Source organism: Pseudomonas sp. NBRC 100443, from assembly GCF_030268185.1.
Lineage (GTDB): Bacteria > Pseudomonadota > Gammaproteobacteria > Pseudomonadales > Pseudomonadaceae > Pseudomonas > Pseudomonas citronellolis.
Map to the genome: position 1 here is coordinate 95,604 of NZ_BSQE01000014.1, position 23,536 is coordinate 119,139.

Annotated in this window: 17 protein-coding genes and 1 pseudogene; 5 read left to right on the forward strand and 13 right to left on the reverse strand. The window is 69.2% G+C overall.

Features of this window, described 5'->3' with window-relative positions; translation table 11 throughout:
• Nucleotide 1: 1 nt before the first annotated feature.
• Nucleotides 2–1,384 carry a M16 family metallopeptidase gene (locus QSJ95_RS18980; protein ID WP_058487965.1) on the reverse strand — a complete coding sequence of 461 codons (1,383 nt, stop codon included), beginning with the start codon at nucleotides 1,382–1,384 and terminating at the stop codon, nucleotides 2–4.
• 196 nt (nucleotides 1,385–1,580) lie between these two features.
• On the opposite strand from QSJ95_RS18980, the gene QSJ95_RS18985 reads away from it, so the two are divergent.
• Entirely contained in the window at nucleotides 1,581–2,540 is a 960-nt protein-coding gene (locus QSJ95_RS18985; protein ID WP_276214366.1) for an NAD-dependent epimerase/dehydratase family protein, read from the forward strand.
• Between the two features lie 315 nt (nucleotides 2,541–2,855).
• Here the strand turns inward: QSJ95_RS18985 and QSJ95_RS18990 are convergent, their stop codons facing one another.
• The 4 genes from QSJ95_RS18990 to QSJ95_RS19005 form a co-directional block, all read right to left on the reverse strand.
• Nucleotides 2,856–4,418: a methyl-accepting chemotaxis protein gene (locus tag QSJ95_RS18990; protein WP_285644546.1), complete on the reverse strand. Its 1,563-nt coding sequence runs from the start codon at nucleotides 4,416–4,418 to the stop codon at nucleotides 2,856–2,858.
• Nucleotides 4,415–6,595: a putative bifunctional diguanylate cyclase/phosphodiesterase gene (locus QSJ95_RS18995; protein WP_285644548.1), complete on the reverse strand. Its 2,181-nt coding sequence runs from the start codon at nucleotides 6,593–6,595 to the stop codon at nucleotides 4,415–4,417. The genes QSJ95_RS18990 and QSJ95_RS18995 overlap by 4 nt, the downstream gene beginning before the upstream one ends.
• 153 nt (nucleotides 6,596–6,748) lie before the next feature.
• Complete coding sequence (locus QSJ95_RS19000; protein ID WP_009614372.1) at nucleotides 6,749–7,072, reverse strand: hypothetical protein; 324 nt, start codon at nucleotides 7,070–7,072, stop codon at nucleotides 6,749–6,751.
• A gap of 103 nt (nucleotides 7,073–7,175) precedes the next feature.
• Nucleotides 7,176–8,891, reverse strand: a complete 1,716-nt coding sequence (locus QSJ95_RS19005; RefSeq protein ID WP_285644551.1) for a Na/Pi cotransporter family protein — start codon at nucleotides 8,889–8,891, stop codon at nucleotides 7,176–7,178.
• A 473-nt stretch (nucleotides 8,892–9,364) separates the two neighbouring features.
• On the opposite strand from QSJ95_RS19005, the gene QSJ95_RS19010 reads away from it, so the two are divergent.
• The gene (locus tag QSJ95_RS19010; protein WP_009614369.1) at nucleotides 9,365–9,856 is read left to right on the forward strand and encodes an LEA/WHy family protein; all 492 of its coding nucleotides are present in this window, start codon (nucleotides 9,365–9,367) and stop codon (nucleotides 9,854–9,856) included.
• Here QSJ95_RS19010 and QSJ95_RS19015 read toward each other — a convergent pair.
• From QSJ95_RS19015 to QSJ95_RS19025, 3 genes are all read right to left on the reverse strand, one after another.
• A complete protein-coding gene (locus QSJ95_RS19015) occupies nucleotides 9,853–10,461 on the reverse strand; it encodes an SEN1982 family lipoprotein (protein WP_285644553.1) in 609 nt (202 codons plus the stop codon). The genes QSJ95_RS19010 and QSJ95_RS19015 overlap by 4 nt on opposite strands.
• A gap of 73 nt (nucleotides 10,462–10,534) precedes the next feature.
• A complete protein-coding gene (locus QSJ95_RS19020; protein ID WP_009614365.1) occupies nucleotides 10,535–11,296 on the reverse strand; it encodes a TerC family protein in 762 nt (253 codons plus the stop codon).
• Nucleotides 11,297–11,314: 18 nt separating this feature from the next.
• Nucleotides 11,315–12,619, reverse strand: coding sequence for a CitMHS family transporter (locus tag QSJ95_RS19025; protein ID WP_009614363.1), 1,305 nt, complete (start codon nucleotides 12,617–12,619; stop codon nucleotides 11,315–11,317).
• A gap of 450 nt (nucleotides 12,620–13,069) precedes the next feature.
• Here QSJ95_RS19025 and QSJ95_RS19030 point away from each other — a divergent pair, with 450 nt between their 5' ends.
• On the forward strand, nucleotides 13,070–13,738 hold the full coding sequence (locus QSJ95_RS19030; RefSeq protein ID WP_009614361.1) for a TetR/AcrR family transcriptional regulator: 669 nt from the start codon (nucleotides 13,070–13,072) through the stop codon (nucleotides 13,736–13,738).
• A complete protein-coding gene (locus tag QSJ95_RS19035) occupies nucleotides 13,735–14,325 on the forward strand; it encodes an IMPACT family protein (RefSeq protein ID WP_058072275.1) in 591 nt (196 codons plus the stop codon). The genes QSJ95_RS19030 and QSJ95_RS19035 overlap by 4 nt, the downstream gene beginning before the upstream one ends.
• Before the next feature lie 877 nt (nucleotides 14,326–15,202).
• Here the strand turns inward: QSJ95_RS19035 and QSJ95_RS33025 are convergent.
• The 5 genes and pseudogenes from QSJ95_RS33025 to xdhA form a co-directional block, all read right to left on the reverse strand.
• The gene (locus QSJ95_RS33025; RefSeq protein WP_371857803.1) at nucleotides 15,203–15,940 is read right to left on the reverse strand and encodes a methyl-accepting chemotaxis protein; all 738 of its coding nucleotides are present in this window, start codon (nucleotides 15,938–15,940) and stop codon (nucleotides 15,203–15,205) included.
• 129 nt (nucleotides 15,941–16,069) lie between these two features.
• A pseudogene (locus QSJ95_RS33030) lies at nucleotides 16,070–17,131 on the reverse strand (HAMP domain-containing protein); the annotation flags it as partial.
• 228 nt (nucleotides 17,132–17,359) lie between these two features.
• The gene (gene xdhC / locus QSJ95_RS19045; protein WP_285644560.1) at nucleotides 17,360–18,196 is read right to left on the reverse strand and encodes a xanthine dehydrogenase accessory protein XdhC; all 837 of its coding nucleotides are present in this window, start codon (nucleotides 18,194–18,196) and stop codon (nucleotides 17,360–17,362) included.
• A complete protein-coding gene (gene xdhB / locus QSJ95_RS19050) occupies nucleotides 18,193–20,697 on the reverse strand; it encodes a xanthine dehydrogenase molybdopterin binding subunit (protein ID WP_285644562.1) in 2,505 nt (834 codons plus the stop codon). The genes xdhC and xdhB overlap by 4 nt, the downstream gene beginning before the upstream one ends.
• Complete coding sequence (gene xdhA, locus QSJ95_RS19055; RefSeq protein ID WP_285644564.1) at nucleotides 20,690–22,114, reverse strand: xanthine dehydrogenase small subunit; 1,425 nt, start codon at nucleotides 22,112–22,114, stop codon at nucleotides 20,690–20,692. Before xdhA ends, xdhB begins: the two co-directional genes overlap by 8 nt.
• Before the next feature lie 714 nt (nucleotides 22,115–22,828).
• On the opposite strand from xdhA, the gene ahpC reads away from it, so the two are divergent.
• Complete coding sequence (ahpC, locus tag QSJ95_RS19060; RefSeq protein WP_009614349.1) at nucleotides 22,829–23,392, forward strand: alkyl hydroperoxide reductase subunit C; 564 nt, start codon at nucleotides 22,829–22,831, stop codon at nucleotides 23,390–23,392.
• Nucleotides 23,393–23,536: the final 144 nt, after the last annotated feature.

The window sequence follows — 23,536 nt, forward strand, 5'->3', positions numbered from 1 at the left end:
CTCAGCGCTTGCGCCGGCGGCACCACAGCCACAGTGCCGCCGGCGGCAGCAGCACCAACAGCACCGCGCCGGCGGCCAGCGGGTAGACCATGTCGTCGTCCAGCAGCGGCTTCTCGATGCGCAGGTAGCCTTCGTCCTTGAACAGCTGGCGCGCCGTGTCGTTGGCCCGTTGCAGGCTGACCTTGGCCAGGCGCCGGTCCTCGTTGGGGAACTGGCTGCCGTCGTAGTCGCCCAGCGCGCCCCAGTAGTAGTCGGCGAGGCTGGCGTTGCTCGGCGTGCTCCAGGCCAACTGCGCCCGCTGCACCCGCTGTATGCGGGCGAAGCGCTGGGCGTCCAGGCCGTGCTGGCGGATGTTCTCCACCACCTCGCGCAGGGCCTTCAGGGTGGCGTCCTCATCCTCCCGGGCGATGTCCGCGTTGAGGCTGAGGAAACCCTGGTTGGCGTAGGAGGTGCGCTCGCTCCAGGGCCCGTAGGACAGCTCGCGATGGACCCGCAGGTCGGCATAGAGGGCGTCGCTCAGGTAGGCCTGCAGCAGGTCTAGAGCGGCGCCGTCGGCCTCGGCCGGCTCGGGGAAGATCCAGTGCACCACCGCGCCCTCGCCGAACAGGCCGCTGTCCAGCGTCCGCTGGCGCGCCGCCGGGCCCTGCATTTCCGGCAGTTCGCGGCGTTCCGGCGTAGCCCGGTCGGGCAGGCTGCCGAAGGTGTGGCTGAGGTAGGCGGGCAGGCGCGGGTCGAGGTCGCCGACCACGATCAGCGTCATGTTGGCCGGCACGTACCAGTCGCTGCGCAGCTGCTCCAGCTGGGCCTGGGTCAGGTGCGCCACCTGCGGGCGCTCGGCGCAGGCCAGGCCGAGTTCCACGGCCAGCTGTTCCTGGCCCGGGCGGCTGGTGTTCTGGTGGTCGAGGAAGCGCTGCAGGTGCGAGTAGTGGCCGCCGTCCTCGCGGATCAGCACCTGCTTGGTGGCCTCCACCTTGGCCTTGTCCAGTTGCGTGCGGGTCAGCACTTCCAGCAGCAGGTCGAGCACCTGGCGCTGGGTGGCCGCCGGCGCCTCGATGACGAAGGTGGTGTCGCCCTCGCTGGTGTAGGCGTTCCACTGGCCGCCCAGGGCCTGCATGCGCGCTTCCAGGCCGGCCTCGTCGCCGCCGTCCAGGCCGCTGAAGAACAGGTGTTCCAGCAGGTGCGGCAGTTGCCGGTCATGGCAGCTGAAGTCGGAGAAGCCGACGCCCACCACCAGGCGGATGGACACCGAGCCGCGCTGGCTGGTCGGCTTGAACAGCACGCCCATGCCGTTCTGCAACTGGTAGCCCTCCACGGTCGAGCGCGAATCGGCCAACGACCAGCCGCCGCCGAGCAGGAACAGGAGGGGGAGGAACAACCAACGCATGGGCCAAGCCTGGAAAAAAGCAAAGCCAGGAGAATAGCGGATTGCCGCCGATCCACCTACCCATGGGCGGCACCCTTGGCGACGGGCTGCGACCTGCCCCGGCCCGGTCTATCATCAGGCGTGGCGCGATGGGTGATTGATGGCCTTTCGCTAGCGGCAACGCCCTGCCGTATCGTCCAACGCGGAGGCCGCTCCCATGCGCGTCCTGATCACCGGTGCGGCCGGCCACATCGGCCAGAACCTGCTCAACGAACTGGCGGTCCAGCACCGCGACTGGACGCTGGTGGCCGCCGACGTGCGCAGCCTGCCGACGCAGCACCTGCGGCCGAACATCGAGCCGGTGCAGCTGGACATCGGCCACCCCAGGCAGGTCCGCGAGTGCGTGCGACAGTGGCGCCCGCAGGCCATCGTGCACCTGGCCTCGGTGGTCAACCCGCCGCCGCAGATGTCCGCCACCCGCCTGCACACCATCGAGGTCGGCGGCAGCCGTGCGCTGTTCGAGGCGGCGGTGGAGCACGAGGTGGGCCAACTGGTGGTGGCCAGTTCCGCCGCGGCCTACGGCTTCCACCCGGACAACGCCGAGCTGATCGACGAGAACCACCCCCTGCGCGGCCAGTCGCAGTTCCCCTACGCCCGCCACAAGCACGAGATCGAACAGCTGCTGGCCGGCCTGCGGCAGAGTTGTCCACAGCTGCGCCAGCTGGTGCTGCGCCCCGGCACCATCCTCGGGAGGGGTGTGCACAACCCGGTCACCGACCTGTTCATGGGGCGTTCGGTGCTGGGGATAAGTGGGCGCTGCAGCCGCTTCGTATTCATCTGGGACCAGGACGTGGTGAACATCATCCGCCAGGGCCTGGAGCAGGGCAGCGAAGGCATCTACAACCTGGCCGGCGACGGCGCGCTGAGCCTGCGCGAGATCGCCGGGCTGTTGCGCAAACCCTACCGCACCCTGCCGGCGCCGCTGCTGCGCGGCGCGCTGGCCATGCTGCGGCCGCTGGGCCTGGCGCCCTTCGGCCCGGAGCAGGTGGACTTCATGCGCTACCGGCCGGTGCTGGACAATGCGAGGTTGAAGCGGGAGTTCGGGTATCAGCCGCGGTATTCGAGCCGGGAGGCGTTTCTGGCGTTCATCGCGGCGCGGGGGTTGCGGGCGGGGTAGGGGGGCTTTTCGTAGGAGCGAGCTTGCTCGCGAACGGGGCTCAGCGGTGATTTCGGTGTTTTGGTTTGGCTCCGTCCCCTCTCCCCAGCCCTCTCCCTGAAGGGAGAGGGGGCTTGTCCGTGCCGAGAAGGGATTTGGTGTCAGCCGGGTACTCGGTACAAGCCGGCTAACGCCGAAATATCAGCATCTGCCCAACGGTCCCCTCTCCCTTCAGGGAGAGGGTTAGGGAGAGGGCGCTCTGAACCCCAGCACCTGCAGCTCCCAGGAAACCCCATTCGCGAGCAAGCTCGCTCCTACGAAGAGCAGCGCCCTCATTCAGGCATTGCGCCGCCCCTCCCAGAAATGCCCCGCCATCATCCTCAACCCCGCCGCCAACTCCGCCACCCGCGCCGCACTGGCCTGGCTATGGCTCGCACTGGCGGCATTGCCGTCGGCCGACTCCCGGATGGCCAGCAGGCTGCGTTCGATCTCCTCGCTGGCGCAGCCCTGTTCCTCGATGGCGCCGGCGATCTCCAGGCTCATGCGCTGGATCGCCGAGACCTGCCCGGCGATCTCCTCCAGCGCGCCGGCGGCGCGGCCGGCCTGGTCGAGGCTGGTGTGGGCCTGTTCGCAGCTGTGGCGCAGGGCCTGCACCGAGGCGTCGGCGCCGCGTTGCAAGTCGCCCACCAGCCTGTGGATATCCAATGCCGAGTCGGCGGTGCGCGAGGCCAGCGCGCGCACTTCGTCGGCGACCACGGCGAAGCCGCGCCCGGCCTCGCCGGCGCGGGCCGCCTCGATGGCGGCGTTGAGCGCCAGCAGGTTGGTCTGCCCGGCGACTTCCTGGATCACCTGCAGCATCCGCGAGATGCCCTCGCTGTGCCCGTGCAGTTGCTCCACCGCCTCGCTGGCGCGGCGCACCGCGTCCTCCAGGGCGGCGAGCTGGCCGCGGGTGGCCTGCACCTCGCCCTGGCCGGCCTGGGTCACCCGCTCGCTGCACTGCGCCGCCACCGCGCTGTGCTGGGCGTGGCGCGCCACTTCCTGGACGCTCTGCGCCAGCTGCTGCATGGCGCTGGCCACCTGGTCGGTCTCCTGCTGCTGGCGGCGCGTGCCGGCGCTGCTGTCGGCCACGGTGCCGGCCAACTGCCCGGCGTGTTCGGCGAGCTGGCGCGAGGCCTCGGCCATGCGCCCGACCACCGCGCCGGTCTCGGCTTCGAGCATGCGCAGGGCGAAGTCCAGCTCGCCGAATTCGTCGTTGCGGCCGCTGTACAGGCGCTGGCTCAGCGGGTTGTCGGCGACCTGCCGGGCGCGCGCCAGCAGGGGCCGCAGCGGCTGCAACTGGTGCGCCAGCCAGGCGCCGGAAAGCAGCAGGGCCAGGCCGAAGGCCAAGGGTGCGGGCGCCAGATATGCCAGCAGCGCGCCCAGGGCCTGCGCCAGGCCCAGGCCTACTAGCAGCCGCGGCAGCAGGCCCAGGCGCGGCCGGCGTGGTAGCCAGCCGGCGCGCATGCGCGCGTACAGCTGCTCGGCGGCCTCGACCTCGGCGGCGCTGGCGCGGGTGCGCACCGACTGGTACTCCACCACCTTGCCGTCGTGGCGGATCGGCGTGACGAAGGCGCTCACCCAGTAGTGGTCGCCGTTCTTGCAGCGGTTCTTCACCAGGCCCATCCAGCTGCGCCCGGCCTGCAGCGTCCGCCACAGGTGGGCGAAGGCGGCCGGCGGCATGTCCGGGTGGCGCACGCGGTTGTGGTTGTGCCCCAGCAGCTCCTCGGCGCTGAAGCCGCTGATGGCCAGGAAGTCCGGGTTGACGTGGCTGACCGCGCCCTTGAGGTCGGTGGTGGAGAGGATGTTGGCGCTGGCGGGCACTTCGACCTGGCGCCCGCTGACCGGCAGGTTGAGCTTCATCGGTGGGTCTCCATGGGCGCGGGGTGCAGGATGTGGGGCGGCAGCGGCGGGCTGAACAGGAAGCCCTGGGCGAAGCGGCAGCCTTCCTTGCGCAGGAATTCCAGGTGCTCGGGGTGCTCGACGCCCTCGGCCACCACCTCCAGGCCGAGGCTGCGGCCCAGGCCGACGATGGCGCGGCAGATGGCGCTCAGCTCGGGGTCGTCGGGGACCTTGCCGATGAAGCTGCGGTCGACCTTCAGCAGGTCCAGCGGGAAGCGCTTGAGGTAGCCCAGGGACGAATAGCCGGTGCCGAAGTCGTCCAGCGCCAGGCGCACGCCGTGGGCGGCCAGCTCGCGCAGGCAGGCGAGGGTCTCGGCGCCGTCCTGCATCATCAGGCTCTCGGTGATCTCCAGCACCAGGCTCTGCGGCGCCAGGCCGGTCTCGGCGAGGATCTGCCGCACCCGCTCGGTGAAGCCCGGCTGCTGCAGCTGGCGGATGGACAGATTCACCGAGCAATACAGCCAGGGTTGGCCGTCGCGCTGCCAGGCGCGGGTCTGCCGGCAGGCCTCGCGCAGCACCCAGTCGCCGACGCGGACGATCTCGCCGGATTCCTCCAGCGCCGGGATGAACTGCAGCGGGGAGACCGGCTGGCCGTCGCGCTGCCAGCGCAGCAGCACTTCCACCGCGATGGGCCGCGGCGGGTCGACGTCGATGCGCAGGATCGGCTGGTAGTGCAGGCTGAATTCGCCGCGCTCCAGCGCCTGGCCCAGCGCGCTCTCCAGCTCCAGGCGGCGCTGCGCGGCGGCCTGCAGCTCACTGGAGAAGCGCGCGTACTGCGCCTTGCCGGCCTCCTTGGCGCGGTACAGGGCCAGGTCCGCGGCCTGCAGGGTGTCGATCGCCTGGCCCTCGGCGATCAGCCCGGTGATGCCGATGCTGGCGCTGACCACCAGGGTGCGGCCGTCCAGGTGCAGCGGCTGGTGCAGGCAGTCGAGCATGCGCTGGGCGACCTGTTCGGCGTCGGCCAGGTTGGCCATGTCGTCCAGCAGCACCACGAACTCGTCGCCGCCGAAGCGCGCCAGGTGGTCGCCGGGGCGCAGGCAGCGCAGCAGGCGCTGGGCCACTTCCACCAGCACGCGGTCGCCGACGGCGTGGCCGAGGCTGTCGTTGATCAGTTTGAAGCGGTCCAGGTCGATGAACAGCAGGCCGGCCTCGCGCGCGCCGGGGCGGCCCTGGCGTTGCAGGGCCTGCTGCAGCAACTCGTCCAGGCGCAGGCGGTTGGCCAGGCCGGTCAGCGGGTCGTGGCGCGCGGCATGGCTGAGCTGGTGCTCGCTGGCCTTGCGCTGGCTGATGTCGCTCTGCGAGCCGGCCATGCGCCCGTCGGTGATCACCCCGCGGGCCTGCACCCAGAGGTAGCCGCCGTCGCGCTGGCGGATGCGGTACTCGTGGTTGAGCAGGGCGGCGCTGCCGCGCAGGTGGGCGTCGATGGCCTGGCGCAGGCCGGGCAGGTCGTCGGGGTGCACGCGGGCGAACCAGCTGGCGCTGCCCTCGCCGAGGCTGTCGCGGTTCAGCCCGAGCATGCGCGCCCAGCGCTCGGAAACGTACAGCCGGTCGTTGGCCAGGTCCCAGTCCCAGATGCCGTCGTTGGCCCCGCGCAGGGCCCGGGCGAAGCGCGCCTCGCTGTCCTCCAGGGCCTGGCGCTGGGCGGCGCCGTAGGTGTCGATGGCCAGCGACATGTCGAAGAACACCCGCTTGAGCAGGCTGGCGAAGGTCTGCGCCTGCGGCGCGTCGCCGAGCAGTTCGTCGAGCATGTGCTGCAGGTACAGGCGGTAGGCGCCCAGGTACCACTTCAGCTCCACCCCCACCTGCTGGTGGACCAGGCCGATGCGCAGGCGGTCGCGCACGTAGCCGCCGTCCTGCGGGGCCTCCCAGAGCTGCTCGTAGTACTGCGCCTGGCTGCGCTTGAGGCGCTGCAGGGTGGCCGGCTCGGAGAGGATGGCCGCCAGCGGCGGGAACTGGCCGAGGTGCGCGTAGAGCTGGTCGATGAAGCGCGCGTGGCTGTCGCCGCGCTCGGCGGCGGCCTGCTGCAGGCGCTGTTCGTCGGCTGGCTGCCAGTGCAGGTAGCGCAGGCGCTGGTCGATCTCCGCCGGCGACAGGCCGATGCGGTCGAGCATGTGGTCGAGCTTCGGTCCCAGGCCCATGCTTGCCTCCTTGTTTTTCTGCGGGCATGAAAAAAGCGCCGCGCCCGTCGCACGATGAATTCGGCGACAGGCGCGGCGCTTTGTCTTGCAGGCCCTTGGCGTCCTGCCCGGCAAAGCCGGCTTCCGCGGTAGCGGAACGTTGGTCGGGGGTTTTTACACCATCGGCGGGGAGGCGGACAACTCCCGCAACGCGGCCTCCAGGCGCAGGCGCAGTTGCCCCAGCTCGCGCGAGCGGAAGGCGTGGCGGCTGCGTTCGAGCACGCCGACGGCGTCGGCCAGCAGGGCGTGCAGGCGCGCGGTATCGCTCAGCGCGGCATCCTTGAACCAGCGGCACAGCGGAGCCTGCTCGCAGTCGCCGGGGCCGGCGAGTACCGCGCAGGGCACCTGGTAGACCGTGAGCAGGGCGCGCACCTGGCGCGCCACGCTCTCGTCCTGGGAGGTCACCAATAACTGGGCCGGAAGCCGGCTAAGGGTCATGGCGTCATGCTCGTGGCTGGCAAAGTGCCACTACCCTAGCCGAACGCCATGCCCGGGCATTGACGCGGATCAGTCCCGCGGCGAGCTGCCGCACGCCGGGACCTCAGCCGGCCGCGCTGGAGCCTGGCGGCACGCCGTGGCCCGGCGGTTGGGTGGCGTCTTCCAGGGCCTGCTCGACGTAGTCGTCCTCGGCCTCCTCGCCGCTGCCGGCCTCGGGGTTGTCGAGGACGGCATAGGCGATGGCGCAGAACAGCGAGTTCAGGCGCTTCATGTCGGCGATCAGGTCCAGGTGCAGCGAGCTGGTCTCGATGCTCTGCACCACCTGCTGGCGCAGGCGGTCGACGTGGGCGTGGGCGTAGCGGCGCTCCTGCAGGCGGAAGCGCTGCTTGGCCCGGCGCAGGCGCCGCGCGCCTTCCTGGTCGCCGTTGAGGAACACCGACAGGCTCAGGCGCAGGTTGACCAGCAACTGGCTGTGCAGCGCGGTGATCTCGGCCAGGCCGTTGTCCGAGAACGAGCGGCTGCGCGAGGTCTTCTTGTCCTGCACGGCGCTGAGCATGTGCTCGATGATGTCGCCGGCCTGCTCCAGGTTGATGGCCAGCTCGATGACCTCGGCCCAGCGCCGGCTGTCGCGCTCGCTCAAATCCTCGCGGGGCATGCGCGCCAGGTACAGCTTGATCGCCGTGTAGAGCGCGTCGACGTCGTCGTCGAGCTTGCGGATCTCCTTGCCCAGCAGAGGGTCGCCGCCGCGGGTCACCTGCAGAAGGTTGATCAGCATCTGCTCGACGATGTCGCCCATGCGCAGCGTCTCGCGCACCGCGTTGACCAGCGCCAGGCTCGGCGTGTCCAGCGCCGCCGGGTCGAGGTGGCGCGGGCGCACGCGGTCCTCGGGGGTGGCGCGGTCGGGCATGATGCGCGTGCAGAAGGCGGCCATCTGGGTGGTCAGCGGCAGGCAGGCGAGGCAGCGCACCGAGTTGTAGAGCACGTGGAAGGCGATCACCAGCTCCTGGGTGCGGAACGGCCAGCCGTCCACCCACTGCGCCAGCGGGCCGATCAGCGGCAGCACCAGCACGCAGCCGGCGACCTTGAACAGCAGGCTGCCCAGGGCCACCCGGCGGCCGGCGGCGTTCTGCGAGGTGGAACCGATCAGGGCGAGGATGCCGGTGCCCAGGTTGGCGCCCACCACCAGGCACAGCGCGACCTTCAGCGAGATCACCTTGGAGGTGGCGAGGGTCGCGGTGAGCAGCACGGCGGCCAGGCTGGAGTAGGAGATCATGGCGAACAGCGCGCCGGTCAGGGCATCGAGCATGACGTCGCCGGTGAGGCTGGAGAACAGCACCTTCACGCCCTTGGCCTGGGTCATGGGTTCGGCGGCCTCGACGATCAGCTGCAGCGCCAGGATGATCAGGCCCAGGCCGATGAACACCCGGCCCAGCTGGCCCAGGCGCGTCTGCTTGCGGGTGAGGAAGAAGATCACCCCGAAGAAGATCAGCAGCGGCGACAGCCACGACAGGTCGAGGGTCAGCACCCGCGCCATCAGCGCCGTCCCGACGTCGGCGCCGAGCATGATCGCCAGCGCCGGGGCCAGCGCCATCAGCCCGCTGGCGACGAAGGAAGTGGCCAGCAGCGCGGTGGCGTTGCTGCTCTGCACCAATGCGGTGACGCCGATGCCGGCGGCGAAGGCCAGCGGCCGTTTCTGCACGCTGCGGCTGAGAATGCGCCGCAGGTCGCTGCCGTACACCCGGAGGATGCCGGTGCGCACGATGTGCGTGCCCCACACCAGCAAGGCGACGGCGGAAAGCAGGTTGAGCAGTGTCAGCATGGCGGCCCCCCTCGTTACTGCATGGCCGCCCAGGCGTGACTGCGCTGTGGGACGACTCTGGCCGATTTTTCTGTCATCTAATTGTCATGGTAGACCCCTGCGGTCCCTCGGGGGTTCGACAAGATGCTGATTCGTCGGGGTGTTTACCTTGAGTAAAGCCGTTGGGGCGGGGTTTTGCAGGGCGGTCCGGAAAATCGCGATCGTAGGACCTTGTCCGCGATAGCCGGAAATATCGGCGCGATTCGCGGATAAGATCCTACGGTTCCAGGAAGCACGGCTTTTCGTAGGATGGCGTTGAGCGAAGCGATACCCATCAGCGCAACTGCGCCACCCGCACCATTTCCCTGTAGGAGCGCGCCCTGCGCGCGAATCGCGGGCAGGGCCCGCTCCTACAAGGGGTATCCGAACCACGGTTTCTCCCGGCCACCGCCGCGGGCTAGACTGCCCCGGACACATCGCCAGCGGAAACTCCAATGCCCAAGCGCCTTCTCGCCACCCTGCGCCTGTTCCTCGCCCTCGGCCTGATCCTGGGCCTGGGCGCCTGCGCCAGCCTGTTCGGCAACGACCCGCTGAAGATCGACCTGGTGGGCCTGGAGCCCCTGGCCGGGCAGGGCATGGAAGCGCGCTTCGCGGTCAAGCTGCGGGTGCAGAACCCCAACGACCGCGACATCGACTACGACGGCGTGGCCCTGGACCTGAGCATCAACGGCCGCCCGCTGGCCAGCGGGGTGAGCGACCAGCGCGGGCAGGTGCCGCGCTTCGGCGAGGCGGTGCTCAGCGTGCCGGTGAGCATCTCCGCCTTCCGCCTGGTGCGCCAGGCCTGGGGCCTGGGCAACGCGCCGCCGCGCCAGGGCATGCCCTACGAAATCAGCGGCAAGCTCGGCGGCGGCCTGTTCGGCACCGCTCGCTTCAGCGACAAGGGCACCCTGGAGTGGCCGGCCGGGGCGCCCTTGCCGACGCTCTAGGGCCTCCAGCCCTGGTCGAAGTAGATGCCGTGCTCGATGGACAGGGTCGGCGCCACCAGCTTGTAGCCTTCCTCGCCGCGCAGTTTGAGCAGCTTCACCCGTTCGACCTGGGGCTGGGTGAGGTCTTCCAGCTTCGCCCGGCTGGCCTTGCCCAGCAGCTCCGGGTTCTTGACCCAGTCCTGGACGTTGCGCGGGGTGATCTCGAAGGTGACCAGCCAGCCCTTTTCCACCGCCGGGCCGAAGTCGTCCTTGTCCAGCTCGGAGACATCCTTGATCTCGTTGCTGAACCCATCGCTGTAGCAGAAGCCCTTGCGTTCGGGCTGGTAGGCGGCCTTGCCGGCGTCGGTGAGGCTGTAGGTCAGTCCATCCTTGCGCAGCAGGCCGACCTTGACGAAGGCGTCGAAGACGTCGGCGTTGCTGCTGTCGGGGGTGCCGGGCGTGCCGAGGGTCAGCGGGAACTGGCCGAACATTCCGGTGGCGCAGTGCGGCTGGTCGAGTTTCAGCGTCGCCAGCTTCTTCTCGATCTCGTCGTGGGAGGGAGTACCGCCGGAGCAGCCGGCGAGCAGGGCCAGCAGGACGCCGCCCGCGGGGAGTTTGCGGAGCATGGGTTTTCCTCTTCCATGGAAAGTGAAACGGCCCCGTTCAGGGGCCGTGCGGATCATACCAGGGTCCCGGCCGTCACTGGCCGGGAATGTCCCGGCGCAGTTGCACCGGCTCGACCGGTTTGCGCCCGCGCGCCGTGCGCATGCGGATGTTCAGCGCTTCCACCGCCAGCGAGAAGGCCATGGCGAAGTAGACGTAGCCCTTGGGTACGTGGACCTCGAAGGCTTCGGCGATGAGCACGGTGCCGACCACGATGAGGAACGACAGCGCCAGCATCTTCAGCGACGGGTGCTTGTCGATGAAGTCGCTGATGGCCCCGGAGGCGAGCATCATCACCAGCACCGCGACGACGATGGCGGCGACCATCACCGGCACGTTGGAGACCATGCCCACCGCGGTGATCACCGAGTCCAGCGAGAACACGATGTCGATGATGGCGATCTGCACGATGGTGCCGAGGAAGCCGCCGAGCAGGCTCTTGGGCTGCTGCTCGGTCTCGTCCTCGCCTTCCAGGCCGTGGTAGATCTCGCTGCTGCTCTTCCACAGCAGGAACAGGCCGCCGAAGAACAGGATCAGGTCACGCCCGGAAATGCCCTGCTCGAACACCGTGAAGAGGTCGGCGGTCAGGCGCATCACCCAGGTGATCGACAGCAGCAGGAGGATGCGCGTGACCATCGCCAGGGCCAGGCCGAACAGCCGCGTGCGCGCCTGCATGGCCTTGGGCATGCGCCCCACCAGGATGGAGATCATGATGATGTTGTCGATGCCCAGGACGATCTCCAGGGCGGTCAGGGTGAGGAGCGCGACCCAGATTTCCGGGTTGGTCAGCCATTCCATTTACGGTTTTACCAGTCGTCAGTCGTTGAACAGGGGGAACAGCCCCAGCAGCAGGGCGGCGGCGAGGATAGCGAGACAGACCAGCACTGCCCAGCGCAGGGTGAAACGCTGGTGGTCGCCGAAGTCCACCTTGGCCAGCCCCACCAGCAGGTAGGTGGAGGGCACCAGCGGGCTGAGCAGGTGCACCGGCTGGCCGACGATCGAGGCGCGGGCCATTTCCACCGGGGTGATGCCGTACTGCGCGGCGGCCTGGGTCAGCACCGGCAGCACGCCGTAGTAGAAGGCGTCGTTGGACATGAAGAAGGTGAACGGCAGGCTGACCAGCGCGGTGATGGTCGCAAGATACGGCCCCAGCGCCGGCGGGATCACCGCCAGCAGGCTCTTCGACATGGCCTCGACCATCCCGGTTCCGGAGAGGATGCCGGTGAACACGCCGGCGGCGAAGATCAGCGAGACCACCGCCAGCACGTTCTCGGCGTGGGCGCCGATGCGCTTCTTCTGCTCCAGGATGCACGGGTAGTTGACGATCATGGCGATGCTGAAGGCGATCATGAACAGCACCGGCATCGGCAGCAGCCCGGCGATCAGCGTGCCCATCAGCACCAGCGTCAGCGCGCCGTTGAACCACAGGAGCTTCGGCCGCCGCGCCTCGGGGTACTGCGAGACGCTGACCTCGGCCGCGTCCAGGTGCTCGCCGGGCAGGTGCAGCTGGCCCAGGCGCGCGCGCTCGCGCTTGCCGTAGGCCCAGGCGATGGCGAACACCGTCGCCAGGCCCGCGACCATCGCCGGGATCATCGGCACGAAGATGTCCGCCGGGTCCACGTGCAGGGCGCTGGCGGCGCGGGCTGTGGGGCCGCCCCAGGGGGTCATGTTGAGCACGCCGCTGGAGAGCATGATCAGGCAGGCCATCAGCAGCGGGCTCATGCCCAGGCGCTGGTACAGCGGCAGCACCGCGGCCACGCAGATCATGTAGGTGGTGGAGCCGTCGCCATCCAGGGAGACGATCATCGCCAGCGCGGCGGTGCCCATCGACACCTTAAGCGGGTCGCCCTTGACCAGCCGCAGGATCTTGCGCACCGCCGGGTCGAACAGCCCCGAGTCGATCATGATGGCGAAGTAGAGGATGGCGAACATCAGCATCACCCCGGTCGGCGCCAGGGTGCGGATGCCGTCGAGCATCATCGGCCCGAGGCCCGCGGCGAAGCCGCCGAGCAGGGCGAAGGCGATGGGCACCAGGATCAGCGCGATGAGCGCCGAGAGGCGCCGCGTCATGATCAGGAGCATGAAGGTCGCCACCATGGCGAAGGCGAGCAGGGTCAGCATCGGGAGGGCCTCCGTCGGGGTCAGCGCGGCGGCTGGCCGGGCAGGGACGGGGCGGGTCGGCGGTTCAAGCGTGTCATGGCATCACCCGTGTTGTTCTTGTGCGGATAACCCGCCGCCGGGCAGCGGAGGGGAGGGCGGATGCTAGGGGCTCAAGCTTTCAGCAGCCTTTCTTGGGAAAAACCGGCGATCGTCGGCGAAGGGCTGGTGTTTCTGGATGTTTCAGAACGGGCTCTTCGTAGGATGGGTTGAGCCTTGGCGAAACCCATGCGGGCGTGGCGATGGGTATCGCTGCGCTCAACCCATCCTACGTCGGCGTTCCTCATGCCCCTGTGGGGCATTCCCCCGCCCCGTTGCGGTGCACCGCGGGAAAAACGCCGGATTCGCTTGAATCCCCCGCCCTGCCTGGGTTATCCATGCTTCGCCCTTTCGCTGAAGCCATGGATACGCCGTATGACTTTCCCAGTGCCAGCCCACCTTGCCGAAGGCGCCGACAAGCCCGCCGGCCGCATTCGCCAGAAGAACGAGGAAGTCATCCTCGCCGCCGCCGAAGAAGAGTTCGCCCGCCACGGCTTCAAGGGCACCAGCATGAACGCCATCGCCCTGCGCGCCGACCTGCCCAAGGCCAACCTGCACTACTACTTCAGCAACAAGCTGGGGCTCTACACCGCGGTGCTGGGCAACATCCTCGACCTCTGGGACAGCACCTTCAACCACCTGTCCGCCGAGGACGACCCGGCCACCGCCCTGGCCGGCTACATCCGCGCCAAGATGGAGTTCTCCCGCCGCCACCCGCTGGCCTCGCGCATCTTCGCCATGGAGATCATCAGCGGCGGGCAGTGCCTGAGCAGCCACTTCAACCAGGACTACCGCGCCTGGTTCCGCGGCCGCGCCGCGGTGTTCGAGGCCTGGATCGCCGCCGGCAAGATGGACCCGGTGGACCCGGTCAACCTGATCTTCCTGCTCTGGGGCAGCACCCAGCATTACGCCGACTTCGCCACCCAGATCGCCTTCGTCACCGGGCGCAAGCGCATGTCCCGGCAGGACTTCAACGACGCCGCCGACAACCTCATCCGCATCATCCTCAAGGGCTGCGGGCTGACGCCGCCGGCCACGGCATGAGCTTCACCCTCGCCGGCCCGGCCAGCTACGCCGAGGAAATCCGCAAGAGCCGCTTCACCTGCCTGGCCGCGCCCATCGCCAGCGAGGCCGAGGCCCAGGCCTTCCTCGCCGCCCACCGCGACGCCAGCGCCGGGCACAACTGCTGGGCCTGGAAGCTCGGCGCGCAATACCGCTTCAGCGACGACGGCGAACCCGGCGGCACCGCCGGGCGGCCGATGCTCGCGGCCATCGAGGGCCAGGCCATGGACCGCGTGGTGGTGCTGGTCAGCCGCTGGTTCGGCGGCATCAAGCTCGGCACCGGCGGCCTGGCCCGCGCCTACGGCGGCTGCGCGGCCAAGTGCCTGCAGGACGCCGCGCGCATCGAACTGGTGCCCAGCAGCCGCCTGGCCTTCGCCTGCGGCTTCGCCGAGCACGCGCTGCTCAAGGCGCGCATCCTCGCCCTGGGCGCCGGCATCGAGGACGAGGCCTACGGCGCCGAGGGTGTGGATATCCGCCTGAGCCTGCCCGATGCGAAGGTTGAGGAGTTGCAACGCCTGCTCGGCGACCTCAGCCGCGGCCGCATCCAGGCCACCCGCCTCGACGACTGAAGGCAATTATCCCCAGGGCTTTTCCAGCGGACGCGGGTTTTTGTCCCCGGTTCCTGTGCGGCATCCTGTGGACAAACTGTGCCCCCTCCTTTCCAGGCCACGCCAGCCGTGGCCTGCATGGCATTGCGCAGAATTTGTGCAAACGGTGGAAAAGGCCGTTTTCGGCTATCCCCGGATAGCGTGGGCAAGGCTGTGGAAAAACTGTCGATGAAGGCCCCGGAAGCAGGCATTCCGGGGGCTGCGCGAGGCTGTACGTTTTTTGTTCTGTAACGGGCTGAAAGCCGCGCCAATCAAGGGCTTAAGCCAGGTCTTGAAGCCTCGGAAAAGGGGCCTGGACAAGTCCGGTATAAGCCCTTGGCAAGCTGTGAATATCCTGGTGGAAAACTGTGCCATGGGCGGCACTTATGCAGGGCAGGGGAAGGAGCGGAGAGAAGCCGGTGGAATCGGGGTTTTCCACGGATGGGCGAATGGATTGCTCACAGAGGCCGTGGACAGTGTTGTGGATATCCTCTGGGGAAAACTTCCCATGCCAGAACCGCCGCCGGCTGGCAAAAACTGTACGTTATTTGAGCAAAAGTCCCCGGAATTGCTGGGCTGCAGAAGGGTATCCACAAATCGGCGTCGCCAAAACGCGCCCCTGGAGGCTCCCTGTGGAAGCCTGCCGCCTGTGGACAGCGAAAACCGCTTTTCAACAGTGGATAACAGGAACGTAGGGCGAATAACCGTTCGCGGTTATCCGCCGCTACACCGTCCTCATGCCCGGCCTCTGGTCCGAACCCGAAGCGCCCCTGGACAGGCGCTCCGAATCCAAATCCGAGGCGCGCCTGGCGCCAAGGTCAAACGGCGTATAACGCGGAGCGTTATACGCCCTACGTCGTTACAACCGGAACTGCCCCATCTGCCGCTGCAGGTCGTCGGCCAGGCCGCGCAGGGCCTGGCATTGTTCGCGGCCCTGGTGCACTTCGCCAGCGGTGGCGCGGGCCAGGTCGGCGATGCCCTGGACGTTGCGGTTGATCTCCTCGGTGACCGCGCTCTGCTCCTCGGTGGCGGCGGCGACCTGGTGGTTGATGTCGCTGATGCGCTCCACCTGGTCGGCGATGGCGCCCAGCGAGGCGCCGGCGCGCTGGCTGGCGGCCAGGCCCTCGCCGGTGGCCGCCTGGCCGGACTGCATGGAGCCGACCGCCTGCTCGGCGCCCTGCTTGAGGCGCTGGATCATCGCCTGGATCTCGTCGGTGGAACCCTGGGTGCGCCCGGCCAGGGTGCGCACCTCGTCGGCCACCACGGCGAAGCCGCGGCCCAGCTCGCCGGCGCGGGCGGCCTCGATGGCGGCGTTGAGCGCTAACAGATTGGTCTGCTCGGAAATGCCGCGGATCACCGCCAGCACCTGGTCGATGGTCGCCACCTGGGCTGCGAGGTCGCCCACGGCCTCCGCGGCCTGGCCGATCTCGGCGGACATGCGCTCGCCATGCTGCAGCGCGCCGCCCACCACCTGGCGCGCCTGGCCGGCTTCGCCGCGGGCCTGCTGCGAGGCGCTGGCGGCCTGCTCGGCGTTGCGCGCTATCTCCTGCACGGTGCTGCCCATTTCGTTCACCGCCGTGGCCACCATGTCGGTCATCTCCTGCTGACGGCTGGAGCGTTCGGCGGTGTTATCCACAACCCGCGCCACCTCGGCCACGCTGCGTTGCAGTTGCTCGCTGGTGGCCAGCACCGCGCCGATCAGCTGGCGCTGGCCTTCGAGGAAGCGGTTGAAGCCGCGGGCCAGGTCGCCCAGCTCGTCGGCGCGGGCATCGTCCAGGCGGCGGGTCAGGTCGCCGCCGCCGGCGCCGATGTCCAGCAGCGCCGTGGTCACCTGGCGGATCGGCCGCACCAGGCCGCGGGCCAGCAATACCACCAGGCCCAGGCAGAGCAGCGCCACCGCCGCGCCGGCCAGGCCGGACAGGCGCAGGGCCTGGCGTGCGTCGGCGTAGACCTCGGCCTCCGGCACCTCGCTGACCAGCGTCCAGCCCAGGTCGCGCAGCGGCAGGCTGGCGGCCAGGTAGGTTTCGCCGTCGCGCTCGAAGCGGCTGCTCTGGAAGCCCGGATGGCCGAGCAGCGCTTGCGCCGCGTCGCTGCCCACCAGGTCGGCCAGAGCCTTGCCGCGGGCCCGGGCCGGGTCGGGGTGGATCTGCACCTGGCCGTCGTTCTTCACCAGGTACACGCGGCCGGACTGGCCGAAGCGGAAGTCGCGGATCAGCCTGGACAGCTCGTCCATGCGCAGGCCCAGGCCGGCGATGCCCAGCAGCTTGCCGTCGCGCTCGACGCGGCGGTCGATGAACAGCGTGAGTTCGCCGCTGCCGACGTCGGTGTCGATGTTCAGCACCTGCGGCCGGCCGCTGTCGACGAAGCGGAAGTACCAGGCGTCCTGCGGGTTGTCGCGGGACAGGGTGCGTTCCTTGCCCTTGTCGCTGTAGTAGGCGTCGCTGGCCTGGCTGGCGATGAGCGCGGCGAAGGCCCGCTGCGAAGTGCGGATGCCGCCCAGGTAGCGGACGAAATCGGCCTGCCGCGCCGGGTCCTCGCCGGCGGCCAGCCAGTCCTGCACCAGGCTGTTGTCGGCGATGCCGGCGGCGGCGGTGAGCGGGCCGGTGAGCTGGCGCTCGAAGTCGTTGGCGATGGCCTGGATGCTCGCCGGCAGCGCCTGTTCGAGCAGGTAGCGCTCGCTCAGGCGGTTGACCAGCACGGCATAGAGGCCGAGCACGATGAGCAGGCTGAGCAGCAGGGCGCTGCCCATGCTGAGGATGAGTTGGATCTGGATGCTGCGAAGGCGCATGTTCTTGTTGTCCTCTTGGCACGCGGCGAATCCGTTCGCGGTGGGAGACGGGCGTAGGGAAGGGGCCGAAGGGGTTATCGGCGGGTACGGGGAAAACTGTTGTCCCGTCGGTCAGGTTTTTTGGGGTTGGGTGGGGTGGCCGATGCGCGGAGCCCGGAGCATCCCGGACAGACGCTTCGAGGCCGAATCCGGGGCGTGCCTGGGGTCGAGGTCAAACGGCGAGTCGCCCTACGTGTGGTTTGCCTCGCTGCACAGGGCTTTCCACTCGACGCCGCTGCGCGTGGTGCGCGGCGGGGCGTCCTGGTGGTAGCGGGCGATGATCTGGGCGGCCACGGCGATGGCCACTTCCAGCGGGCGCTTGCCGGGCAACCCGGGCAGGCCGATGGGGCAGTGCAGGGATTCGATGGCGGCTGTGGAAAAGCCGCGCTGCTCCAGGCGCATGCGGAAGCGCTGGGCCTTGGTGCGCGAGCCGATCATGCCGAGGAAGCCGGCGTCGCCGCGCTTGAGCACGGCCTCGGCGAGAGCGTAGTCCAGCGGGTGGTTGTGGGTCATGATCAGGTAGTAGCTGCCCGGCGCGGCTTTATCCACAGCCTCCAGCGGTTCGTCCAGCAGGCTGCAGCGCACCCCTGTGGGTAACTCGGCGGGGAATTCCGCGGCGCGGCTGTCCACCCATTCCAGACGCAGCGGCAGCCCGGCCAGCAGCGGCGCCAGGGCGCGGCCGACGTGCCCGGCGCCGAACAGCAGCACCTGCGGCCCGCGCACCGCGAAGCATTCGAACAGCAGGCTGGCGCGGCCGCCGCAGCACTGGCCCAGGCGTGCGCCGAGGGGGAAGTGTTCCAGGCTCTGCGCGTCCTTGCCGGCCAGCAGCAACTGGCGGGCGTGCTCGGTGGCGGCCAGTTCCAGGTGACCGCCGCCGATGGTGTCGTAGCAGGCGTCGGCGGTGACCAGCATCTTGCAGCCGGCCTCGCGCGGGGTGGAGCCCTGCACGCCGATGACGGTGACCAGCACGTAGGGCTCGGCGCCGTCGCGCAGGCGGGCGATGGCGTCCATCCAGGTGGGGGTCATGGGGTGGGCTCCTGGGGGGCTTGTTCGGTGTGTGCGGGGAGATTGGGAGTTTTCCTGTTATCCACAGTGTCCGGCTGACTCCGTTGCTGAGCCCCGCTCAGGACGGTCCCCTCTCCCTCCGGGAGAGGGCTAGGGTGAGGGCATGCCGCGTCTTCCAGCGAACTATCCACAGCCCACCCCTTCAACGCCTCGCACGCCCACAACACCCGCTCCGGCGTAGCCGGCGTATCCAGCGCCGGGCTCACCCGGTAGTCCGCCAGGCTGGCGATGGCGTCGCGCAGGGCCGACCACACCGAGATGGCCAGCATGAACGGCGGCTCGCCCACGGCCTTGGACAGGTACACGCTGTCCTCTTCGTTGGGCCGGTCGAACAGCGCCACGCGGAAGTCTTCCGGCACGTCGCTCACCGCCGGGATCTTGTAGGTTGCCGGCCCCGTGGTGAGCAGGCGGCCCTTGGCGTCCCACTTCAGTTCCTCGCTGGTCAGCCAGCCCATGCCCTGGACGAAGCCGCCCTCGATCTGGCCGATGTCGACGGCCGGGTTCAGGCTGCGGCCCACGTCGTGGAGGATGTCCACCCGCAGCAGACGGTATTCGCCGGTCAGGCTGTCCACTTCCACCTCGGACACCGCCGCGCCGTAGGCGAAGTAGAAGAACGGCCGGCCCTGGCCGGTCTCGCGGTCGTAGTGGATCTTCGGCGTGCGGTAGAAGCCGGTGGCGGACAGCTGCACCCGCGCGAAGTAGGCGGCCTGCACCACCTCGGCGAAGTCCAGCGCCTTGTCCCGGACCTGCACCTGGCCGTGGGCGAAGCGCACTTCCTGGGGCGTCACGCCCTCGCGCGCGGCGAGGAATTCCGCCAGCCGCGCCTTCAGCGTGCGGGCCGCGTCGCGGGCGGCCATGCCGTTCAGGTCGGTGCCGCTGGAGGCCGCGGTGGGCGAGGTGTTGGGCACCTTGTCGGTGCGCGTGGCGGTGATGCTCACGCGCTCCAGCGGCACCTGGAATTCCTCGGCGACGATCTGCGCCACCTTGGTGTTCAGGCCCTGGCCCATCTCGGTGCCGCCATGGTTCAGCTGGATGCTGCCGTCGGTGTACAGGTGGATGAGCGCGCCGGCCTGGTTCAGGTGCTGGGCGGTGAAGCTGATGCCGAACTTCACCGGCGTCAGCGCCAGGCCGCGCTTGAGTATTGGGCTGCCTGCATTGGAGGCAGTGATGGCGGCGCGGCGGGCGCGATAGTCGCTGCTGGCTTCCAGGCGTTCGATCAGCTCGCCCAGCAGGTTGTGTTCCACGCGCTGGTGGTAGGGCGTGAGGTCGCGGCCGCTGCCGCCGTAGAGGTTGAGCTTGCGCACGTCCAGCGGGTCCTGGCCGACGGCGCGGGCGATGTCGTCCATGGCGCGTTCGATCAGCATCATCCCCTGGGGCCCGCCGAAGCCGCGGAAGGCGGTGTGCGAAACGATGTTGGTGAAGCTGCGGTAGCCGGCCACGGCCACGTCGGGGATGAAGTAGGCGTTGTCGGCGTGGAACATGGCGCGGTCGACGATGGCGTCGGAGAGGTCCGGCGAGTGGCCGCAGTCGCCCACCACTTCCAGATGCGCGGCGAGCAGCCGGCCCTCGGCGTCGAAGCCCACGCGGTAGCGGTTGTGGAAGGGGTGGCGCTTGCCGGTGGCGCGCATGTCGTCGGCGCGCGGCAGGCGCAGCTTCACCGCGCACCCGGTCTTGCGCGCCAGCAGCGCGGCCAGGCAGGCCCAGGGCGCGGCCTGGGTTTCCTTGCCGCCGAAGCCGCCGCCCATGCGCCGCACTTCCACGGTGACCTTGGCCAGGGGGATGGCCAGCACCTCGGCCACCAGCTTCTGCACCTCGCTGGGGTGCTGGCTGGAGGTGAACACGAACATGCCGCCGTCGTCCGTGGGCTGCGCCATGGACACCTGGCCTTCGAGGTAGAAGTGCTCCTGGCCGCCGACGAACTGGCTGGCCTGCAGCACGTAGGGCGCGGCGGCCAGGCCGTGCTCGGCGTCGCCGCGGCGCATGAAGTGCGGCGGGCGCACGAAGCGTTCCTCGGCCTTGGCCCGCAGCGGGTCCAGCAGCGGCTGTTCCTCGGCGTATTCCACCTTGGCCAGGCGCACGGCGCGGCGGGCCTGCAGCTGGGTTTGCGCGGCCACGGCGAACAGCGCCTGGCCGTGGTACTTCACCCGTTCGCCGGCCAGCAGCGGGTCGCCGGGGAACACCGGGCCGATGTCGGTGTGGCCGGGCACGTCGTCCAGGGTCAGCACGGCGACCACGCCGGGGGCCTTGCGCACAGCCTCCAGGTCCAGCTTGTGGATAACCCCGCAGGCGATGTCCGTGAGGCCGACGGCGGCGTGCAGCAGCTCGCGCGGTTCCTTGATGTCGTCGACGTAGCGCGCCGCGCCGCTGACGTGCAGCTCGGCGCTGTCGTGGGGCCGGGCCTGGCCGGCGCTGCGGGTTTCGCTGGCGCCGCCGTTGGCGGCCAGGGGAGGCAGGCTACGCATGGCGCACCTCCGCAGGGGTTGCCGTGTAATCCACTAATGCGCGTTGCAGCAGGTTCTGCGCCACCTTCAGGCGATAGGCGGCGCTGGCGCGCAGGTCGTCGATGGGCTGGAAGTCTTCGGCCAGGGCGGCCTGGGCCGCGGCCACGGCGGCGGCGTCGAACGCCCGGCCGCTCAGCGCGGCCTCGCTGCGGCGGCCGCGCAGCGGGGTGGCGGCCATGCCGCCGCAGGCCAGGCGCGCCTCGCGCACCAGGCCCTGGTCGTCGAAGTCCAGGCGCAGGGCCAGGCACACGGCGGAAATGTCGTCGTCGCGGCGCTTGGAGACTTTGTCCACACGGAACAGCTGGCCTTCCCTCAACCTGGGGATAACTATCGCCTCGATGTATTCGCCCGGCTGCAGCACGCTCTGCCGGTAGCCGGTGAAGAAGCCATCGATGGGCACCTCGCGCACCTGGCCGGCGCGGCGCAGGCGCAGCCGCGCATCCAGGGCCAGCAGCACCGGCGGCATGTCGCCGATGGGCGAGGCGTTGGCGATGTTGCCGCCGAGGCTGCCGCGCTGGCGGATCTGCAGCGAACCCAGGCGTTCCAGCAGCTCGGGCACGCCGGGGAAGGCGCGCAGCGCGTCCGTGCAGTCGGCATAGGGCCGCGCGGCGCCGATCAGCAGGTGATCGGGGTATTCCTCCAGGCGGCGCAGCTCGGCCACGCGCTCCAGGTGGATCAACTGCGGGAAGCGCTTCAGCGCCTGGGTCGCTTCCAGGGCCAGGTCGGTGGCGCCGGCCACCAGGCGCGCCTGTGGATAGTTCATCAACAGGGTGTCCAGCTCTTCCAGCGTGATGGGCAGCCAGGCGTGCTGTTCGCCGTGGTCCAGGCTGGCGCCGGCGGGCAGGGCGCGCAGGCGTTCGGCGGTGGCGCGTTCGGCGTCGCTGAAGCGATCCCCGTGCGCGTCGCCGGCGATGCGCCTGGCGGCTTCGAGGATCGGCCGGTAGCCGGTGCAGCGGCACAGGTTGCCGGAAAGGGCCGTCAGCGCGCTCTCGCGGTCGTGGGCGCAGGCCGCGTGGCGCCAGGCGAACAGCGACATGACGATGCCCGGGGTGCAGAAGCCGCACTGCGCGCCGTGGCAGTCCACCATGGCCTGCTGCACCGGGTGCAGGCGTTCGCCTTCGGCGAGACTTTCCACCGTCAGCAGCTGGCGCCCGTGCAGCGAGCCCAGCGGGGTGATGCAGGCGTTCACCGCCCGGTAGCGCAGGCCGTCGCCGTCGGGCTCGGCGAGCACCAGGGTGCAGGCGCCGCAGTCGCCGGAGGCGCAGCCTTCCTTGGTGCCGGTGCGCCCCAGTTGGGTGCGCAGGTAGTCGAGCAGGCTCGTTTCCGGCGCCAGGCCGTCCACCTGGCGCAGCTCGTCGTCGAGCAGGAACTGGATCATGCGTAACCTCGCTGGAGCGCGCTCGCGGCGCCTGCCGGGGGCGGGCCTGACGCGGCGGCAAAGCTGTCCATATGGTCAGGTAATGCACGAACTCTGCCAGCCGAAAGGGCCGGCTCCATAAGCAAAGCATAGGCTTGCGGCGCTTTTTGACCAGCTGGCCAGGAAACTGCTTCGGCCCCCGCCACTGGTGAAGCCCGCCCATGCCCACAGCCCCTGGCGGCCGTGCTTACAGGCCTCAGGCGGAGCGCTGCGGTGTGAACGCTTTTCGTAGGATGGGTTGAGCTTGCGAAACCCATGCGGTTGCGGCGATGGGTATCGCTTCGCTCAACGCCATCCTACGACGGTGCATAGGTCATGGCCCGCACCGGCATCTCCGCTGCGGCTGATGGCTTACGGGCTGCCGTTGGTCGGGAAGATGCTCTTCGCCCAGGATGTGCTGGTCTACCTCGTTCGCGCGGTTAGCCCCGGTGTCCCTGGGGCAGCCGTGGAAGGCCGGGCACCGAGCTGTCACGAGGCGGTCGTGTCGGTTGTGCAGGATGGAGGATGGCATCGCTCATCGATAGCGGTGCTCTTCCTTTTATAAGTCCGCTGATAGAGAAAGCCAATTTGTTTGATGGCCTAAATCAATGGGCCATCCGGGCTAATAGTGGATAATCTTGCCCACGTCGAATTTCATAACCAATTCGATCAACCCATCTCTACGAGGAATGCCGAATGAACCTGATCAACACCCAAGTCCAACCGTTCAAGGTCAACGCCTTCCACAACGGCAAGTTCATCGAAGTCACCGAGCAGTCCCTGAAGGGCAAGTGGTCGGTCCTGATCTTCATGCCGGCAGCCTTCACCTTCAACTGCCCGACCGAGATCGAAGACGCCGCCAACAACTACGCCGCCTTCCGCGACGCTGGCGCCGAAGTCTACATCGTCACCACCGACACCCACTTCTCCCACAAGGTCTGGCACGAGACCTCCCCGGCCGTGGGCAAGGCCCAGTTCCCGCTGATCGGCGACCCGACCCACCAGCTGACCAACGCCTTCGGCGTGCACATCCCGGAAGAAGGCCTGGCCCTGCGCGGCACCTTCGTGATCAACCCGGAAGGCGTCATCAAGACCGTCGAGATCCACAGCAACGAGATCGCCCGTGACGTGTCCGAGACCCTGCGCAAGCTGAAAGCCGCCCAGTACACCGCCGCTCACCCGGGCGAAGTCTGCCCGGCCAAGTGGAAAGAAGGCGAGAAGACCCTGGCTCCCTCCCTGGACCTGGTCGGCAAGATCTAAAAACGGCCGGGAGGCTGTTGCGCAGCGCTGATGCTGCGTTGCGAGCAGGTGGGGCCGCCTAGGACGGGCTTGTCATTTACAGCTCGTAAACTCCGCGCCCGCGCCTGGTCGCGCCTTGCCTGAGCGCTTGCTCACGACGTCTCC

Excerpts from the sequence above, each read along its gene's own strand:
- QSJ95_RS18985 (WP_276214366.1), top strand. The coding sequence starts at position 1,581 with ATGCGCGTCCTGATCACCGGTGCGGCCGGCCACATCGGCCAGAACCTG.
- QSJ95_RS19005 (WP_285644551.1), bottom strand. The coding sequence starts at position 8,891 with ATGCTGACACTGCTCAACCTGCTTTCCGCCGTCGCCTTGCTGGTGTGG.
- xdhA (WP_285644564.1), bottom strand. The coding sequence starts at position 22,114 with ATGATCCAGTTCCTGCTCGACGACGAGCTGCGCCAGGTGGACGGCCTG.
- QSJ95_RS19030 (WP_009614361.1), top strand. The coding sequence starts at position 13,070 with ATGACTTTCCCAGTGCCAGCCCACCTTGCCGAAGGCGCCGACAAGCCC.
- QSJ95_RS19010 (WP_009614369.1), top strand. The coding sequence starts at position 9,365 with ATGCCCAAGCGCCTTCTCGCCACCCTGCGCCTGTTCCTCGCCCTCGGC.
- QSJ95_RS19020 (WP_009614365.1), bottom strand. The coding sequence starts at position 11,296 with ATGGAATGGCTGACCAACCCGGAAATCTGGGTCGCGCTCCTCACCCTG.
- QSJ95_RS19015 (WP_285644553.1), bottom strand. The coding sequence starts at position 10,461 with ATGCTCCGCAAACTCCCCGCGGGCGGCGTCCTGCTGGCCCTGCTCGCC.
- QSJ95_RS19025 (WP_009614363.1), bottom strand. The coding sequence starts at position 12,619 with ATGCTGACCCTGCTCGCCTTCGCCATGGTGGCGACCTTCATGCTCCTG.
- QSJ95_RS19035 (WP_058072275.1), top strand. The coding sequence starts at position 13,735 with ATGAGCTTCACCCTCGCCGGCCCGGCCAGCTACGCCGAGGAAATCCGC.
- xdhB (WP_285644562.1), bottom strand. The coding sequence starts at position 20,697 with ATGCGTAGCCTGCCTCCCCTGGCCGCCAACGGCGGCGCCAGCGAAACC.
- QSJ95_RS33025 (WP_371857803.1), bottom strand. The coding sequence starts at position 15,940 with ATGACCGACATGGTGGCCACGGCGGTGAACGAAATGGGCAGCACCGTG.
- QSJ95_RS18980 (WP_058487965.1), bottom strand. The coding sequence starts at position 1,384 with ATGCGTTGGTTGTTCCTCCCCCTCCTGTTCCTGCTCGGCGGCGGCTGG.
- QSJ95_RS18995 (WP_285644548.1), bottom strand. The coding sequence starts at position 6,595 with ATGGGCCTGGGACCGAAGCTCGACCACATGCTCGACCGCATCGGCCTG.
- QSJ95_RS19000 (WP_009614372.1), bottom strand. The coding sequence starts at position 7,072 with ATGACCCTTAGCCGGCTTCCGGCCCAGTTATTGGTGACCTCCCAGGAC.
- ahpC (WP_009614349.1), top strand. The coding sequence starts at position 22,829 with ATGAACCTGATCAACACCCAAGTCCAACCGTTCAAGGTCAACGCCTTC.
- xdhC (WP_285644560.1), bottom strand. The coding sequence starts at position 18,196 with ATGACCCCCACCTGGATGGACGCCATCGCCCGCCTGCGCGACGGCGCC.
- QSJ95_RS18990 (WP_285644546.1), bottom strand. The coding sequence starts at position 4,418 with ATGAAGCTCAACCTGCCGGTCAGCGGGCGCCAGGTCGAAGTGCCCGCC.